Genomic DNA, 17,841 nt, shown 5'->3' on the forward strand with positions numbered 1-17,841 from the left:
TTACATCTTATATTAAGTAAATTAACTTTTATATACTAAATTTAATATAAATTATACTATTTGTTGAAAAGTTAATTTTTTCCTACCTTTTTTACCTTAGAAATAATCTCATGAAAAAACCCAAACGACGACAGAGGAGGTTTGGGTTTACTACCTTTTGAATGGGATATATACATTGAGCTACTTTATTTTCATATAGTGTAACCATAGTTAGGTTATTATAGTTTCCAACCAATCTACATTTTCACTTACATTAAGATGGACAGGTACATAAATTCTTTTCGGTTTATAAATTCCTCCAATTTGTTCTAATAGTAGGTCCACTGTTTTTTTACTACATTCAGCAATATCCTGCTTTATAAACGAGATTCCAGGAATACCTGGTGAATCAAAGGTTAATAATTCAATATCTCGACATGTTTCATTCTTAAGAGAACTTATTGCTAAATGAGTATACACAGCTAATTCAGCATTCATTGTAAATACAGCTGTCATTTCAGGTCTACTCATTAGAAATTCTTTAATTAACTTTGGAGTTTTATTCTGAGAAATTTCATTGAAACTTAATGTCAGCCATAGATTCTTATTAATGGTAGTTCTCCTTTTCAAAAAAGCGTTTTCAAACCCTCTAGCTCTCTCGTCAGTTACTGTATTTGTAATAATTGGAGACACAAGCCCAATATTTTTATGGCCTTTATTTAATAAGAATGAGATAGCTTCTAAAGTCCCAACCTCATTTTCAGAGGTAACACTATAAGTTAAAATATTCTCCATATACCTGTCAATTAATACTAATGGAAATTTATCCAGTGTAAGCCTTAGCACTGCTTCATTATAATTATCTTTTTCGGTAGGAAAAATAATCATTCCTTTAACTTTCATTTTTTTAAACATCTCAATAGCATCTGCTTCTTCAAATTGAGACTCTCTTGTTATTTTTATTATTAGATTATGGCCATTCTTTGAAACATACTTTTCAATAAAATTGACAAACTCTAGTTCAATCCTTGTTTTCATACTAGGAAGAATAAGTCCAATTAATTCAGTCGGTTTATTCGGTTGTCTGATTGAAGTCGTTAAGTTACTTTCACAAACAAACGTTCCTTTCCCTTTAATTCTTTCTACTATCCCTTCTTCCGCAAGACCAGAAAGTGCGTTTTTAGTAGTAATCTGACTTACATGAAATTCCTCTGTTAACTCTTTTTCGGAGGGAACACGATCACCTACTCGCAGCTTACCAGATAGAATTTGCTCTTTAATTTTATTTTTTATTTGTTGATATAGAGGTTCATTTTTTATCTCAGCTCACCCTTAGCTCAATTTATTCTATTCTTATACTAAATATATTAATACTTAGTATAAATTTTAACAACAAATTTAGTTACTCTGCTAAAAAAGAAAACCTCAACTAATACAGGAATTTGGTTCCAAAACCACCAATCTGCTAAACTAACATCCGCACCAAGCGCCGTCTCCCGTGCTAATGTCTGCAGATTGTCCGCCCCTGTGTTCTAAATTACATAAAATCGTTATCGCATGTTCCACGATGTCGTGTGACTTTTTTCCATTTATATTAGCGACCATTCCGATTCCACAAGCTTCATGTTCATATTCTGGCAGATATAAACCTTGTGCACTCGGATACCCAAGCTTTTTCATGACAACATCCCTTCTTAAAAAAATAGGCCTATTATATCTTCTGAAGCCAGTGCAACTACTTCCATTCAAATAATGTACTTAGATATCCCCATCAATACTGATGTGAAGATGGGAACGTTAATACCTTTCACATAAAAATAGTGTATACTTTCCATTTCCATTTAATTCTATCTCCAATAAAAGTCGTGCCTGTCAAAACCCAAGTTATTCGTCATTCGTATTCAATGTGCACTTAGGATTCATAAAAAAACCCTCGCAGATTTACGAAGGTTTGGTACGTTTTCTGTTATTTTAGTATAATTATTCCATCTGTGATCTTGAAGCTTGTACCCGAAGCGATGCTTTTCGGACTAACCCATAACGTTTAACGACTCTCTCAATTTGTTCTTTGGTGGTTTGATAGTTAAGTCCTAAGTGGAAAGGGATTCGTCTTTTCCCCATACGACTCCAATTTGGTAATCGCTTCGTTTGCAAGTGTTGCATTTGAAACTGTAACTAGTGCTTGACTAAACGTGCGAATTTTAGTACTTCTGAAATTAATATCTTCTACTATCCCCTCCAAGCTAGGTGTTAAGTGATTACAGCCATAAGAATGTACCACTTCTGTCATGTTTTTTACCAGCGATTGCCACTAGATTTTCCACTTATCGCCAATGCATTTACCTATCGGTAACGTCAGGAATCCGAATTTACAATGTTAAGGATTTTGAAAGATAAAAAAGCCTAATCCCTCCGTATTTTTAGCAGGGAATTAGACTTATGATCTTCCAAAAACGCGCCCTTTAATTAAATAAACACACATTTTTTATTTGCTAGTATTGTTGAATAAACCTTACCTTTTTTGCTGATTAAACCTGAATTAAAGTTCTTGGTAAGTCATTGACTTCAAAAGCAGCATGTATTCCGGACTCGATTGCACCTTGGATCCAAGCATGAGTAGTTGAGGCATGTTCGCCAGCAAAATGAACTCTTCCTTCGGGAGTAGAAATATAAGGAGATAATTCTTTTACCTGTTCGGGTTTAAACATCGTAAATGCCCCAGCAGAATACGGATATCGAACCCAACTGTGGCTCACTCCTGCTTGAAACTCACTAAACACCTGTTTACCATAAATGGCTGCCAAGTTTTTTAATACATATTCCAAGCGATCATCATTTTCCAAACTGTCCCAAGGTACAGCATCATCCTCCCATGTATAACTCCCTAAAATAACACCCGATCCTTGTGTACCGAGGTCATAACTCGGGTATTGAATATATTTAATAGGGAGATCCGTAACCGTTTGCCCACCATACAAACCTTGCCTTTCCCAGAACCTGTTTTTAAACTGGATGCCGGTCTTCGTAGAGCCCGCATAATTAAGTTCCCGAATTGCCTTCCATTTGTTTTCAGAAAAAGAATTTCGCGGTTCGATTTCCACAAATTGTAACACTGAAAAAGGAATGGTCACAATCGCAAGATCACCGGTGATTTGAAATGGCTCTAAGATTTTATGGACAGAATAAATGGTTACTTGGTTGTCAGACTGCACAATTTTCCTCACTTTTTGTCCGTAAAATATTTCTTCTTTCAATTGAGTCGTAAATGCTTTAGGAAGTTGATCGTTACCGCCCGTGATTTCATAAAAGGTGATATCAAGGGTAAATAGGATTAACAGTTCACGTAACAGTTCCAAGAAAGAAAGCTCCATAAGTCCTTCCAGTGTAAGAATTACTTTAATCATTTCGATGGCACCCGGAGATAATGTGACTCCAAACGGGTTATATCTCAAATAAGTGTCCATCGAGTATTTATCCAATTCTTTTATGACCCAAGGCCAATTTCTCTTTGGGTTTTGTTCAATAAAATCTGTCACCGGTTTTATTGCTAATTGAAGCAACTCCTTAGCGGTTTTACCTTTTTCTTGTGGGTACACGGGAAAGCCCAAAATATCAGGGTTCTGTTCATACACCTTAAAACGAGTTTTGATTCCTTTAATATAGATAATGTCATTAGGAGTCGAATTGAGAAACCTATTAACCGGAAGTTTGAATTTTTTTATATATTCCAAAGTCAACAAATGAGTATGAGGAATTCGCATTGCCCCAGCCTCAAGATATTGCCCATCCCTTAAATCGCCTCTTAACGTATAGATCCTCCCTCCCACCCTATCAGTAGCTTCAAGGATTGTAACATTGTGTCCAGCTTGCTTAAGTAAAGAGGCCGAGACCAGTCCTGACATACCTGCGCCAATAATAATGATCTTCTTAGGTGTTTTGGTTTTTTCAAGTCCATTTCTGATGATTGAAATCATTTGATCAGAGGATAGCTTAGGAAATACGTAATTTAACATGTTTTTTCTCCTCTACACTTCTAATTAGACCGTAATATGGCTTACTGCCATCTTATTCAACTAAAAAGTAGAATTATGCATGGAAGGACAAAAAATCTATTAAACTTGGACATACTGACATTACCTCTCAAAAAGGTGGGATTGATAGCCGTTGAATCTGGTATACGAGCAGCTAAAGAGTCTATAGGAGAATGAAGTTAGATTCAGCATAGGGAGAAATCAAATCAATCCGTTAAGGTTCAGAATTTTGGGGTTAGGGAGGATAATATGCATCACTGAAGTTGATCTTAAAAATCTGCCTATCAGTTCAATAAGAATATTTAATTAAAACAACTACAACCTCTTTTACCACAATATAACCCAATACATAAAGAACGAGCGCAATTCTTGCTACAGAATTGAGCCCTATTATGGAATAATTAAATATAGCCTTAGTTTTAAAATCACTTAATTTTTCTTTAACTAAAGCCCCCGATTCTTGAATAAGCTTCTACATAATATGTGCGAACTGTTCACTAACTTTTCAATTAATCTTCTGTTAAAAGATAATTTTTGTCTATTTCTATTGTTTAAATGATACAATTTACATAGCTTATTTATTATTGTTTCAGAAAGGAGAAATATACTTGGAAAGTTTATTGCAAAAAATTAATTTATTAGATTTAGTGTATGATATAACTGAATACAAGAATTTTGTAATAAAGCAGTTGTAACTCCATTCCCTACAATTTTCTCTCCTATAAATTCACCATTATAAATCATTGAACTTCCACAGGATGGACTATACTCCTTAAGAACAACTACTGTTGCATTAACATCTTTAGCTTTTTTTAAAATAGTGTAAGCTCCTTTTATGTATAGTTCCGTAACGTCTCTACCTGATTTCTCGACTACTTTAGCTTTTCCATCCAATACATCTTCCCCGTTACCACCTATTATTTCAGCAGGTTCTCTGGGGGTTGAAAAACCACCAAGCAATTCCGGGCATACTGGTATTGCTTTATTCACTTCTATTAGTTTACTGATCTTATGATTTAAACTATGCGTACCGTTATATCTTACCTCTAACCCTGCTAAACAAGAACTCACTAAAATCATTGGTAACACCTCACTTTAATAGCACCTTATGACATTGTACAACTAACTCCCGGTTAATTTAATAACTTAAAGCTTTTGATTTACTCTCTAATCCTTCTCTTATTCAAGAATATGGCCCATTTCACGAAAAAGACGCGTTCCTAAATAAACGCGCCCTTTAATGAAACAACTATAAACTCTCTGGCAAATGATGTTTATACATCTCTAATACATCCGTATGTTCATTTAACACAGATATCGTTTTTGGATGTGGCTTCACAAAAATAACAGGATAATCCTTTTCATCAAATTTCTCTTGAGGAGTAAAAGCTAATTTGTCTACATCAATTGAAAATTGGGCATCAATTCCTTGTTTATTTCCACGAGCATCTAGCCTTTGCCATTTATTAAGTGTTTTTAAAAAGAGCATGAATACATTACCCTTTTTCTGGTGTATCAAACAACATCAAACGTTAATAACAAAAACCTGTTGGTATTCCTTGAGAACGTAATAAAGATGCTAGTAAATGGGATTTTGCATAGCATATCCCTTCTTTATAGGTTAATACATCTGATGCATTACATGTAACTTGTTTCCCTTGGATATCCCAAGAATGAGATATATCATCACGAACAAATTCAAAAGCAACCTTTGCCTTTTCAATTTCAGTTTGAGATGGATTAAAAAGTTCATCTACTTTCGACTTTATCAAAGGGTTAGAATAATTAATTTCGTTCAATTCAAGCAAATAATCTTCTAATTTATCAGTTTCACAAATTAGATGCACTAGCTCCACTCCTAACTCTTGCCCCGTTGAAAAAATTCAACAATATTGTTCCCTCTAATCAAGCCCTTTTTAAGTCGTTGTCAATTTAGCATAGATGATAAAAAACAAGGTTAATTCCCCAATTACTACAATATTTGGTACTGACACAATCAAATTAATAATAAAAAAGAATGCTAAAATCCCTAGAAATAATCCTAAATGATATATTTTCAATCTGTGGTGCTGATGTCTATATTGGTGGAAAACAAAAGTAGTGGAGAAGAAATAGAGTAATACAGAACCATAAACGAAATATTGGATAAATAAATATTGGACCTCTTGTAAAAACAAAAGTCTAATGGATGCTGCTATCATGCTCAAAGACATTAAAATAAACAGATGACCGTATATAATGGTTTGGCCAGCAGTTTGTATCGACTTGTCTACTTTCTTTTCTACATTTTCGAAATACTGCCACCACATCGCTATAATCAGCAAAAATGAAAGGATCGAAAAGCCTATTGAATACCAATCTCCTTGTGTAGGTTGAATTACCGCAAGGGTGCTGATAAGCGTCTCACCAAAAAGAATAATAGTGAATAGACCAAATCGCTCCAGTAAATGTGCTGTATTAGTGGGCACTTTTACTAAATACCTTCGGCCAACCACAGGGACCATAATATCAATAAAAATACCTAAATATAACAAAACATATCGGAACCAAGAATCAAAAAGGAGTGAAAATAATGAAATAATGATTCCTATCCAAAAATACCTACCCAAATATTGTGCTGCCTCTTTACGAGGACCCGCTTCTATGCGCCGGACAACAAGATATTGTATTGCCGTTACTGCTCTCAAACCAATATATCCAATTAAGAAAGAAAGATAATATGTATCAAAATCAACTGATAAGCTTGATGTCATTATTAGGACAAAAAACATTTGTAGTATCAAAAATAGCCGTTGATGAAACAAATCTTGTCCAAACCGGTTCACAAACATGGTTTGCCCTACCCAAGCCCACCAGATAGGAATAAAAATCAACACAAACTTTAATAAATACTCTGTATGAATATATCCATCTTCAACATGAAGTAAAACATGGGTAGCAACCGAAACAGACGCCACAAATAATAAATCATAAAAAAGCTCTAACCATGTAACTTTCTTTTCTTGCACTTCTATACCCTCCCTACCCTTTTTGACCCATTTTTATTTTTTATGGTTTAGTCGATAAATGGATTATCACATTTACGGAAGTATAACTGCAAACTGAAGGATTGTGAAAGTAAGAGCTTTATAATCGAGTATAAAAGGTTTACTTTAATGTATATTCACTTATTTAGTGATTAAGATTTAAATTGCTCTTTTGCCAATACAAATGAATTCCTTAATGTCCCAATTTCTTTAATTTTACATTCAATTGTATCTCCGGCACCGACAAACTCTGCTCCAACCGGACTGCCAGTCAGGATGACATCCCCCGGCTGAAGTGTCATCACTTTTGTCAGATAAGATACCATTCTTCGGATAGGAATAATCATTAGCTCGGTTGCACTATTTTGCTTCTCCACACCATTCAGTCTCGCTTCCACATTCACAGCAAATGGATCTAATTCTGTCTCAATAACTGGCCCTAGTGGTGTGAAGGTATCAAAGGACTTACCAATGGTCCAATGCCCGTCCTGATGAAAAAATTGAGGAGCTGTTACATCGTTTCCAACCGTGTATCCGAACACGTATTCCAACACTTCTGATTCAGGAACATTTTTAGCTTCCTTACCAATGACAATGGCTAACTCTGATTCGAACTTCACCTTTTCGATCCCTTCCGGAATGATGATATCTTCCTCAGGCCCAATAACGGAGGATATTGGTTTAAAGAAGAATACCGGAATTTTTGGAAGCTCTGAAGGTCGGTCTTCAAGGTTAGAAACATAGTTTGCTCCAATTCCAATAATTTGGTTTGGCTTTATAGGCGCCAGCAGTGTCACTTCAGTTATAGAAAATATTTGTCCTGTATACTCCCAATTATCGCCAAAAATATCTCCATTAATTTCTTGTATCGTGTTTTCAGACATCACACCTGTGTAAACGGACGAACCTTTAGTAAATCTAGTAAATTTCATTGCGATACTCCCTCTCAAACAGTGTATTCTAGTTCAATCTTCTTTCGAGCCACTTCCGTTTTGATGGCAGCCTCACCGGTTCTGTCAAGGAACCCGGTGTTATTGTTTTAAAAAACAGCATGATTACCCAAAATTTCAATAATTTTATAAAAATGGCGTGCCCAAACTGATACTAGTTTAGGAACGCCATTTTTTTACTAAAAGAGATTTCTAATCAATAAAAATCTTTTATGTCACGATGAGGCAAAACTCTTTCCATTCAGATAATAAGCGGACTCCTGAAATGTGCTGAAAGCGACTTCTACTTCTGGAAATTCGAGTGCTTGAATATGTTTTGTTACAATGCTGGCAAATTGATCTTGAATTTCCTGACCGCGATTGAACCATTTTACTTCAATTAATGGGTAACCCGGCACTTCATTGCCATCAAATACATAGGTAGAATGGACAATTTCAAAGGTGAAATTATCCGTTCCACATGCACATAAATCCGCCAAATCTTGTACTATTGAAGTACTAACCGTTTTTACCTGATCCACTGAAACTCCTCTAATGATTAAATGTGGCATACAAATCTCTCCTGTAAGGTTTTATAAATTTTTACTAGATAAATTATGACACTAATTTATCTAAGGGCCAAATCAAACCTGCTGATGGAATAGCGATCAATTGGGATTGAAGTTTCCCCATCCAGCATTAACTCAGTCATAAGAGTCCCTATTAGCGGCGATAGAGTTACGCCGCTATGCGTAGCTGCCACATAAAGGTTTTCAATACCCGGGATATTCCCCAGAATGGGAAAACCATCTTCCGGCATGGCTCGAATTCCTGAAAAAGCACGAACAACCTTTGCTTTTTTTAATTGTGGAACATAGTGAACAGCCATATTAGCCGTTTCTTGAATGACATCCAATGTGGTTGCTCTGTTAAATCCTTCTTCTTCCATTGAATAACCGATTAATACCTCGCCATTAAAGGCCTGTCTTAACCCGCTGATGGTATAATGTAAAAATGGTTTTAGGGGTTCGGTAACAAGAATCTGCCCTCTTAACTGGTTGACCGGAATGTTCATATCTACTAATTTTCCTAATTCTCTTGACCAGGTGCCGCCAGCAAGAATAAGATTCTTACAAACGAACGTTCCCTTTTGTGAGACAACAATGAATTTCCCAGGAAGCTTTTGAATGTCCGTTACTTTATTATAAGTAGAGTATTGAACTCCATTTTTCTGGGCCGCCCTCATATACCTATCGACTAACCGAAAAGGATTGACGTTGCCATCAATGGAACTATACGTAGCGCCTGCAACCTCCGGATTGAGCGATGGTTCCTTTTCTAAGGCCTCCTCACGGGATAAAACCTTAATTTTGATGCCAATTTTTTTGTAGGCCTCCGCAAGCCGTAACGCTTTTTCACGATCGGCTTCATTAAAAAATGGGGAAAGTCCGCCAGTCCGTTTATATTCTACATCCCCAATTTTTTTTGATAAATAAGGATAAAGTTCGGCACTGTACATATTAAACTCTGCATACCAAGACGGTGTTTTATTATGAACCCATACCCACGCTTGTGTGGAACCTGAAGTTCCCGACAGAGGGAATTTTTGATCCAGTACCAGAATTCCTTCCTTTGTTCGTTCCGAAAGGTGATAAGCGATGCTGCTTCCGACGACCCCTCCCCCGATAATGATCGTTTCATAACTAGTTTCCATTTATCTCACCTTCCCATCCTCTAGCTCCACCTCATCTAAAACAGATTTCACCAAGGAAAATGAGGTACTATTCGTTGCTAGGGTTTCAAGCTTAATTGGACTTATCGGCATCCTCATCCGCGGCAGTGGAATCTCATGAATAGATATGCCTGTTTTCTCATGAATGATAGTGGCCACAAGGCTATTGCATATTTTTGACTGGCATGGTCCCATGCCGCAGCGTGTCATTCTTTTAATATCATCAAATCTCTTGGCGCCATTCGAAATGACTTCCTCAATTTCTTCGTAACTGATTTCTTCACATCGACAAATAATCGTGGTTTTATCCAATTTATTCACCTTCTAGTCTCTTAATCTCTTCGAACTAAGAGATAAATTGGTCCTTAAGGACGGGATGTTCAAAGTTTTCAACATGTTGGATTCTTGCTTTCCATGTATCTGGATGAAGTTTCGTCTCAAGAATTTCGAGTTCTCTCCATAGAGACATGGTCTCGATATCGGCCTCTTGCTTACTGATAGCTCCCAGGGATTCAGAAACATGAACCCCGGCTATCATACCTGTTGTTAGTAAAACTCCCTGAGAACTGACCCCGGCAGCGTTCCCCACTAAAAAAACATCTTCCCGGTCTGTTTGTAAAGATTTGTTGTATTGCGGGATCCAGCCTCCTAGTTCTTTTTGATAACTGAATGAACAGCCAAGCTGGTAAAAAACATCGAGAATAGGTGATCGGCCGCCATCTATACATACGACATCAACACTTACGGTAAGAATCTGTTCTCCGTTCTCGATATCAATTTCCTCTACCTTACCAATTCCCCTGGCTTCCTTGATAGAGGAATTTACATAAACTGGAATACCTTTTTTTCGAACCTCTTCCCCTTTTTCTGCATCCCGTGCCGTTAAGCTTGGAGTTTTTTCAATAATCCCCTTTATCTGTACACCTAGCTCAGAAAGCTGGAGGGCAACATCCATCGCAAAGTCACTGGATCCTACGATAACGGCATGTTTACCAGGTATTACAAAATCGCGATTCATTAAGGTTTGGGCTGCACCTATGGTCATGACTCCCGGAAGCGTCCATTTCGGAAAAGCAAGGGCATTTTCAGCCGCACCCGTAGCCACGATTATTTTTTTCGCTTTTAGAGGGAATACATTTACCTCATCTGAAAGACCAACACTTCCATCCTTGTAAAAACCAATCACTCGATGACCTAGCAAACAACGAATCGAGTAATCTTCTACTTGTTTCGTTAAAAGATCGGCCAACTCAAACCCGCGCAAAGGTTGATAGGAAGAAGGCAGCGAATGAAGGACTTGGGTCTGTTGAATTAATTGTCCGCCCATTGAAAAAGATTCTTCTATTATGGTTACATCTAAGCCTCTTGATGCTGTTTCCAAAGCAGCGGTAAGACCTGCGGGACCAGCACCAATAATTAGAACATCAGTCTCCACGGCATTCACTCCTAACGTCTGGATCTCCATCATTCGGATAAATCTTCATGCCTTCTTCGACTTTCGTCATGCACGTTCGTACATGATCCTCCCCATTTACCGTCATATAGCAGCTGCAGCATCTGCCCCGCGAGCAAAACAAGCCTCTTGGCTGAATTAAATTCCTGCTCAAACCTAATTTTTTTATATCATTGGCCATCAAGGCTGCAGCCACGGATTGGTGTTCATAGGCCGCAAGCGGTTCATCTTTAAAAAAGATTTTTACTTGTTTTTGAAGCTGTTCCCCCAATACGGGATGATGTTTAATGTGCATAAAAACACCTACTTATTAATTTTTCGACTCAAATACTTTTCCTACGCCTAATACTCTTTCGATGACAATCATTAATACGACTGTTAAAAGAATCATGATACTAGAAACAGAGGTGATGATAGGATCATACTGATATTGCATATAGGTATAAATTCGCACTGGCAGCGTAACCACATCGGTACTGACAATAAATAGGGCAACGGTTAAGTCGTCGAAAGAGGTAATGAATGCAAAAATAGCTCCTGCTATTACACCCGATTTAATGATAGGAAGAGTAATTTGAAAAAATACCCTGAGGCTTCCCGCCCCTAGATTCATAGCCGCTTGCTCGATCGTGCGGTCGAAGCCTACTAAACTGGCAACAACCAGACGCATGACAAAGGGGATGGTTAAGATTATATGACCAATAATTAAAGCTGCCGGGCTCGCGGCCAAACCAATCCAGGAATAAAACTGCAAAAGAGCCACCCCAAATACAACGGAGGGGATTAAGAGAGGTGAACCAACTAATTGCATGATGGCTGTTTTCCCTCTAAATTGATATCTGACAACGGCAATAGAAGCCATCGTTCCGATAATCGTTGAAAGGATTGCCGTACCAAATGCAACGCTAATACTGAGCATAAAGGACTGCATAAATTCAGGATGCTGGATTAATTCGACATACCACCTGAACGTGATCCCTTTGGGAGGAAACACGATAAACTCAGTGGTTGTCAGGGAAGACAATAAAACAACGACAATCGGGGCAGCCAAAAAGATGTAGACGATCAGACAAAAGAAATTTAAGCCGAATTTTGGTAATGACTTCCTCATTGAATGGCCACCCCTTTTTTGGAACTAGTTAGTAATTTGCTATAAATAATGATGGTAATAGTGGCAATAAAGATTAATAGGAACCCAATAGCCGACCCATAAGGCCAATTCAGCATGATACCAACCTGTTCATATGTAAGGAATGACATCACTTTTACCTGAGGCCCCCCTAGAATCGCAGGAGTAACAAAGGAACTCACGCCTAAACTAAAAACCATAACGGAACCAGCAAATATACCAGGCAGCGTTAAAGGCAAGATGACGGAAAAGAAGGTTCGAATCGAGCTGGCACCTAAATTTTGTGAAGCTCGGATCACAGAAGGGTCGATTCTTTCAAGCGAACCCATAATACTTAACACCATATAAGGAAATAACACGTGCACCATTCCTATGACCACGCTAAACTCCGTATAGAGCAAGGTTAATGGTTTATCAATCAACCCAATTTTCATTAACGTATGATTGACCACTCCATTATTGGACAACAAAATGACCCAGCCATAACAACGGATGACCATGCTGATTAACAGGGGTGACAGAACTAAAAGGGTTAAATAATTCTTCATCCTTCCCTTTGCTTTTGTAATTTGATAGGCTACTGGGAACGAAATAACAATCGCAGCCAGAGTAGTAATCAGCGCTATTTTGACCGTCCGCCATACAACCCCAAGATAGAATTTATCTGTAATAAATTTAATATAATTCTGTAGCGTCCAGTCATTGCCAATCCCGCTTGCTGCGTCAAAAGTCTTAAAGCTTGTGATAAAAAGGAAGAACAACGGAAGCAAAAAGAAGAAAATAAAAATACCGAGGGTCGGAAGTAATAAAAGCAAATAATCAAGCTTTTTTTTCGTTAAATGCTTTTTTTTCTCCCTGAATAGCAGTTCCTGTTCCTGATACGCTGTTTCAGCCTGCATTGGATAGAGTCACCTCACTTTTTGGTAGCTAATAAATCCTCTGGATTCCATTTAATACATACATGATTCCCCTCTTGAACCAGATCAGGATTTAACGCAACATTGGAAATATCAGCAATGAATTGATTCTCCTTGTTTAATAAAATGTACCGGGTTTTCGCACCCAAAAACATTTTCCTTTCCACGCTAACCTGAAGACCATCACTATTTTCTATCGAAATTTGTATTTTTTCAGGCCTAATATAAAAGTCAATCATAGAATCCTTCGGCTGGTGAACCGATAGAACCTGCTCATAGCCGTCCAAAGACACTAAACATTGATGATCACTTAGTGCCTCGAGCACCTGACCTTGAATCTGGTTTACTTCGCCAATAAACCTAGAGACGAAATCAGTCTGAGGGTGGTTGTAAATGGCCACTGGAGTATCGACCTGTTCAATTCTGCCTTCATACATAACCGCTATTCTGTCTGAAATCGCAAGTGCCTCTTCCTGATCATGGGTTACAAAAATGGTGGTAATCCCAACCTTTTTTTGAATTTCCACGATTTCTTCACGCATTTCTTGACGGAGTTTGGCATCCAAATTGCTTAATGGTTCATCAAGAAGCAAAACTTTCGGCTTGATCACGAGTGCTCTTGCTAGTGAAACACGCTGCTGCTGACCACCGGACAGCTCCTTTGGATAGCGTTTTTCATAGCATGCCAGCCGGACCATCTCAAGCGCTTCTGTCACACGGGTATGAATCTCGCTTTTACTAACCTTGCGAAGCTTTAAACCATAGGCAACATTATCAAATACGGTCATGTGGGGAAAGAGAGCATAGTTTTGAAAAACCATGCCCATTTCTCTTTTATTAGGAGGAAGCAGGTGAACAGGCTTCCCATCCACCACGATTCTTCCGCCGTCTACATCTAGAAACCCAGCAATCATATTTAAGGTAGTTGTTTTTCCGCAGCCTGATGGCCCAAGGAAAGAAACAAGCTCTCCCTGCTTGATTTCAAGGCTCATCTTTTTTACAACTTCTGTTTTATTAAAGGTTTTTACTACGTTTTCAAGGCATAAATAGCTCATCATTTCACCCCTTCATTAGTGGGTCACTTCAATTTCTTTATTTGCTCTCTCTGTCCATTCGGCTCTCTTTGTATTGACATACTCCCAATCTACTTTAACAAGCTTTGCAATTTCCTCTTCACCGTAAACGATCTTCTTGGTAATATCCCCATCTAGTTTCACGTTTTTATTGACAGGACCGTCAAATAAGGCGTTTGCAAATTCCGCTTGGGTATCTTCACTTAAAATAAAATTAACAAACTTTTGGGCCAGCTCTTCATTTGGAGCACCTTTTACCACACTAACCGTTGCCATAAGTGCAGGGGCACCTTCCTCTGGTATCACATACTCAATTGGGAATCCTGTATCTTGCAGTGTGTACACGCGGCTGCTTCCCCACGCACTTGCAACTGTTTGACCTTGTAAGAAGTAGTTAGAAACATCAGCGGTTTTATCAAATGTCACTGCGTTTTTAGCAATTTCCTTCATTTTTTCAAATCCAGGTTCAATATCCTGCGCGCTTCCGCCGTTTGCTATAGCTGACATGAGAAGCATATGCACTCCGTACGTATTGGCAATGGATGGCAGAACTAATTTATCTTTAAACTTAGGATCTGCTAAGTCATTCCAGGATTTAACCGGCTCCCAGCCATTTTGTTTAAAGGTATCTTTGTTATAAGCTAATCCCGTCGTAATAATCCCAAAACCAACTCCGATCTTGTCCTTATCTTTGGCAATATCATAGACATCTTTTAGGTTTGTCACAATACTCTCATCTAATGGTGCTAGTAAACCGAAAGCTTTTGCCTGAGCCTGCGGTCCATCATCCATGAAAGCGACATCGATTTGCGGCCTATCCTTTTGTGCCTGAAGTTTTGACAGTGTATCAACAGAACTTCCGGTAATATACTTCACTTTCACACCGTATTCCTTTTCAAACTTTGGAATAAGTGTCTCTTTCATCTTTTTTTCATAGCTTCCACCATAGGCAGCAAATACTAATGTTTTTCCGCCTTCTCCTGCTGATTTTTCAGACGAATTGCCCGTTTGGCTGCTGCACGCAGAAATAATACCCAGAACAAGAATAATTAATAGAGCTAACGACACTTTTCTTTTTTTCATCATTACTCCTCCTCAAATATAGATATCTCTCATATGCGGCAATACTTTAGCTACTCGACTTTCCTCCCTTTCCTTTTAAATTATTTTAGTAATCATTGATGTAATTTTTTAAATTTTCAGATAAGCGCTTTCAAAAAAATATAATATTATAATCTATTAAATTATAATATTATATTTTATGCTTATCTAAAAATGAATCTCAGTATAATAGGTAACTTGATCATGGCGTACATAAAATTTCGAGTATTCAATTACCTTTCCCTGCTTGGTATACGTAAACCTCTCCCATTCAAACACGGGCGTACCTGGTTCAACCTGAAGCCATTCTGCCATTTCACCTAAAGCAATATACGGCTTAATTAATAGCCTAGCCCTTCCTAACAAAATATGAAACTTATTTCTCAGAATATTGTAGATAAGTTCATTATTTATATCATTTGGCGTCAGGCCAGGACATTGATCATAAGGTAGATACGAGTACTCAAGTGCAACTGGAACATCATTCTCAATTTTTAAACGCTTGATCTTAATAATTTTTGCTTCAGGCTGCAATTCTAGTTTTTCTGCCACCACGTTTTCCGCATTTTCAATCGAAAAACCGAGTAATTCATGCGGATGTTCCTCTTCTTCTGTTGTTTTGGAGAAGAACACATTAATATCTTGTTCATTAGTGGAACCCGCTACAAAAGTACCTTTCCCTCTTTGCCGGTAAAGATACCCTTTGTTTACCAATTCAATGACTGCCCGTTTGACCGTAATGGTACTCACATCAAACAGATCAGCTAATTCCTGTTCTGTTGGCAGCTGATAACCTATATCCCACTGCTTGGATTTAATTTTTTCCTCTAATACCAGTTCCACTTGACGATAGAGAGGAACATGATTATGTTTATCTATTTTCATAAAATCACACCTAATTTATAATATTATAACTTTATAATCTTATATTATATTTCCTATTAATACATAATTTACCGTGATTTTCCTCCGTTGTCAATATATTTAGAATTTTTTAAAAATATATTATTCTAACAACCATAATCATAAGGATAGATTCTTGTAAAAAAGTACCCTTCACTTCCGAAAGGTACTAATCTAAAACACTATACAATAGAGTTTGCCATAGTCTTCGCTGCTATTTCTCCATGGTAGACATAATATAGCTTTTTGGACAATCTTCCTGGTGGTAGTACTGTACAATTGGTCCGAGGTGACTGTACTGCACGATTGCCTCCTCTATCAGCAGTTGGGCATCTAAGTCTGCCCCTGCAGGAAGAATGTCCAAATGACGATGCCCCATATTCCCATAGCTATAGACAAGCAGAAAAACGCTCGTCTCCCAAATTTCAAACCGAAACACATGCCAGTGGCCGGGCACATCCAGAGAGTGGCCAGATTTGAAGATTTTCTCACCCAAGCGGTGATAGGCAAACTCAGCTTTCGCCCCATTGTAAGATTTCCCTGCTTCTAATACTAAAGGATAATCTTTCGTAAAAAGGTGTTCCATACCTTCTAAGGTTGTAATCCCTGTCTCCCTCTTTGTCGCCACAATGATAGGAGAACGCTTTTTGGTTCCTAACTCATGATAATCGATAATATCGCAGTCATCCCATTGGACATGTAGATTTGCTTGTTTCAGTGAATTTGCCCACTTCCCGACATCTGCAGGGTTTTCGAATCGCTCACAAGAGAGATAGGTTCCATCCTCGGTTAACAATTCATCCACTATTTGCAAATACAAACAGTCTCCATACGTTGGATTTTCCTTCAAGCAATCTGGCAGTGACCAATACTTTGGAATGAAAAGAGGTCCCATAATTTCATGAAAGGTTCGCACGGAAATAATCAGATCAAATGAGTTCATCAAAAAACGCTCTCTTAATTCGTTAAAATCGATTCTATAAAAGCTCACGTTAGCAAGACCCAGCTGCTTAGACAACTCATTGGCACACCGGATTCCGTTTGCCGATTGATCGATCCCAACTATTTCCGCATCCGGAAAACGAGTGGCGTACCAGCAGGCCAACAATCCATTATCACATCCGATTTCCAAAATTCGCTTTGGCTTAAGTTGGTCTTGGCGGTTTATCCAGGTCAGGAAAGACTGATGAAAGGACTTCGTCCATGATTCCACTGCCAAGCTAAAGGGTAGTGCAGCATTCTTCACCACATAAAGATTCCCCTGCTTTTTTCGGGATATTAGCGGTTCAAGATCCTCAGCCAAGACTGAATCTACTTCAGTAACGTGTTTCCAAAAGCCACGCTTGCTTTTACATTCCTTGATTCCCAGTGTCTTAAAATAGGCTGAAATACTTGGTTTCCTTTGTTTTGTCTCGATTGGCATGGTATATCTCCAGTTTAGTTAAGATTATTACTACATATTAGGACTTGGTCTTAAAAATGTTAGTTTTATTATAATAGGTATTTGCTAATTTTTCAAAAAATTCCTCTTCTATGCTAGGCCTTAATATTTTGCGATTAATATCGTT

General features: G+C 37.8%; 16 protein-coding genes and 3 pseudogenes. All 19 read right to left on the reverse strand.

The features are described from left to right. Nucleotides 1-210: 210 nt before the first annotated feature. Nucleotides 211-1,299 carry a GntR family transcriptional regulator gene (locus tag AB7942_RS25960; RefSeq protein WP_369449112.1) on the reverse strand — a complete coding sequence of 363 codons (1,089 nt, stop codon included), beginning with the start codon at nucleotides 1,297-1,299 and terminating at the stop codon, nucleotides 211-213. A gap of 165 nt (nucleotides 1,300-1,464) precedes the next feature. Beyond that, nucleotides 1,465-1,659, reverse strand: a pseudogene (locus AB7942_RS25965) (hypothetical protein); the annotation flags it as partial. Between the two features lie 360 nt (nucleotides 1,660-2,019). Next, a pseudogene (locus tag AB7942_RS25970) lies at nucleotides 2,020-2,230 on the reverse strand (mechanosensitive ion channel domain-containing protein); the annotation flags it as partial. A 277-nt stretch (nucleotides 2,231-2,507) separates the two neighbouring features. After that, nucleotides 2,508-3,992 carry a flavin monoamine oxidase family protein gene (locus tag AB7942_RS25975; protein WP_369449086.1) on the reverse strand — a complete coding sequence of 495 codons (1,485 nt, stop codon included), beginning with the start codon at nucleotides 3,990-3,992 and terminating at the stop codon, nucleotides 2,508-2,510. Nucleotides 3,993-4,640: 648 nt separating this feature from the next. After that, the gene (locus AB7942_RS25980) at nucleotides 4,641-5,090 is read right to left on the reverse strand and encodes a 2-thiouracil desulfurase family protein (protein ID WP_369449087.1); all 450 of its coding nucleotides are present in this window, start codon (nucleotides 5,088-5,090) and stop codon (nucleotides 4,641-4,643) included. A 169-nt stretch (nucleotides 5,091-5,259) separates the two neighbouring features. After that, a pseudogene (locus tag AB7942_RS25985) lies at nucleotides 5,260-5,857 on the reverse strand (transglutaminase-like domain-containing protein). Nucleotides 5,858-5,926: 69 nt separating this feature from the next. Next, nucleotides 5,927-7,018, reverse strand: a complete 1,092-nt coding sequence (locus AB7942_RS25990) for a low temperature requirement protein A (RefSeq protein ID WP_369449088.1) — start codon at nucleotides 7,016-7,018, stop codon at nucleotides 5,927-5,929. Between the two features lie 170 nt (nucleotides 7,019-7,188). Further along, complete coding sequence (locus AB7942_RS25995) at nucleotides 7,189-7,968, reverse strand: fumarylacetoacetate hydrolase family protein (protein WP_369449089.1); 780 nt, start codon at nucleotides 7,966-7,968, stop codon at nucleotides 7,189-7,191. 233 nt (nucleotides 7,969-8,201) lie between these two features. Next, nucleotides 8,202-8,537, reverse strand: a complete 336-nt coding sequence (locus AB7942_RS26000; RefSeq protein ID WP_369449090.1) for a DUF1904 family protein — start codon at nucleotides 8,535-8,537, stop codon at nucleotides 8,202-8,204. A gap of 56 nt (nucleotides 8,538-8,593) precedes the next feature. Continuing rightward, entirely contained in the window at nucleotides 8,594-9,679 is a 1,086-nt protein-coding gene (locus AB7942_RS26005; protein WP_369449091.1) for an NAD(P)/FAD-dependent oxidoreductase, read from the reverse strand. After that, a complete protein-coding gene (locus tag AB7942_RS26010; RefSeq protein WP_369449092.1) occupies nucleotides 9,680-10,009 on the reverse strand; it encodes a (2Fe-2S)-binding protein in 330 nt (109 codons plus the stop codon). Nucleotides 10,010-10,043: 34 nt separating this feature from the next. Then, entirely contained in the window at nucleotides 10,044-11,132 is a 1,089-nt protein-coding gene (locus AB7942_RS26015; protein ID WP_369449093.1) for an NAD(P)/FAD-dependent oxidoreductase, read from the reverse strand. Next, entirely contained in the window at nucleotides 11,122-11,445 is a 324-nt protein-coding gene (locus tag AB7942_RS26020) for a (2Fe-2S)-binding protein (RefSeq protein ID WP_369449094.1), read from the reverse strand. The genes AB7942_RS26015 and AB7942_RS26020 overlap by 11 nt, the downstream gene beginning before the upstream one ends. Nucleotides 11,446-11,460: 15 nt before the next feature. Beyond that, nucleotides 11,461-12,261 carry an ABC transporter permease gene (locus AB7942_RS26025; protein ID WP_369449095.1) on the reverse strand — a complete coding sequence of 267 codons (801 nt, stop codon included), beginning with the start codon at nucleotides 12,259-12,261 and terminating at the stop codon, nucleotides 11,461-11,463. Then, entirely contained in the window at nucleotides 12,258-13,178 is a 921-nt protein-coding gene (locus AB7942_RS26030; protein WP_369449096.1) for an ABC transporter permease, read from the reverse strand. The genes AB7942_RS26025 and AB7942_RS26030 overlap by 4 nt, the downstream gene beginning before the upstream one ends. Before the next feature lie 14 nt (nucleotides 13,179-13,192). Next, nucleotides 13,193-14,251, reverse strand: coding sequence for an ABC transporter ATP-binding protein (locus tag AB7942_RS26035; RefSeq protein WP_369449113.1), 1,059 nt, complete (start codon nucleotides 14,249-14,251; stop codon nucleotides 13,193-13,195). A gap of 15 nt (nucleotides 14,252-14,266) precedes the next feature. Beyond that, nucleotides 14,267-15,355: an ABC transporter substrate-binding protein gene (locus AB7942_RS26040; protein WP_369449097.1), complete on the reverse strand. Its 1,089-nt coding sequence runs from the start codon at nucleotides 15,353-15,355 to the stop codon at nucleotides 14,267-14,269. A gap of 183 nt (nucleotides 15,356-15,538) precedes the next feature. Then, entirely contained in the window at nucleotides 15,539-16,255 is a 717-nt protein-coding gene (locus tag AB7942_RS26045; protein ID WP_369449098.1) for a GntR family transcriptional regulator, read from the reverse strand. A 232-nt stretch (nucleotides 16,256-16,487) separates the two neighbouring features. Further along, on the reverse strand, nucleotides 16,488-17,696 hold the full coding sequence (locus AB7942_RS26050; RefSeq protein WP_369449099.1) for a methyltransferase domain-containing protein: 1,209 nt from the start codon (nucleotides 17,694-17,696) through the stop codon (nucleotides 16,488-16,490). Nucleotides 17,697-17,841 lie beyond the last annotated feature (145 nt).

The sequence above is a fragment of the Neobacillus sp. BF23-41 genome, assembly GCF_041106275.1.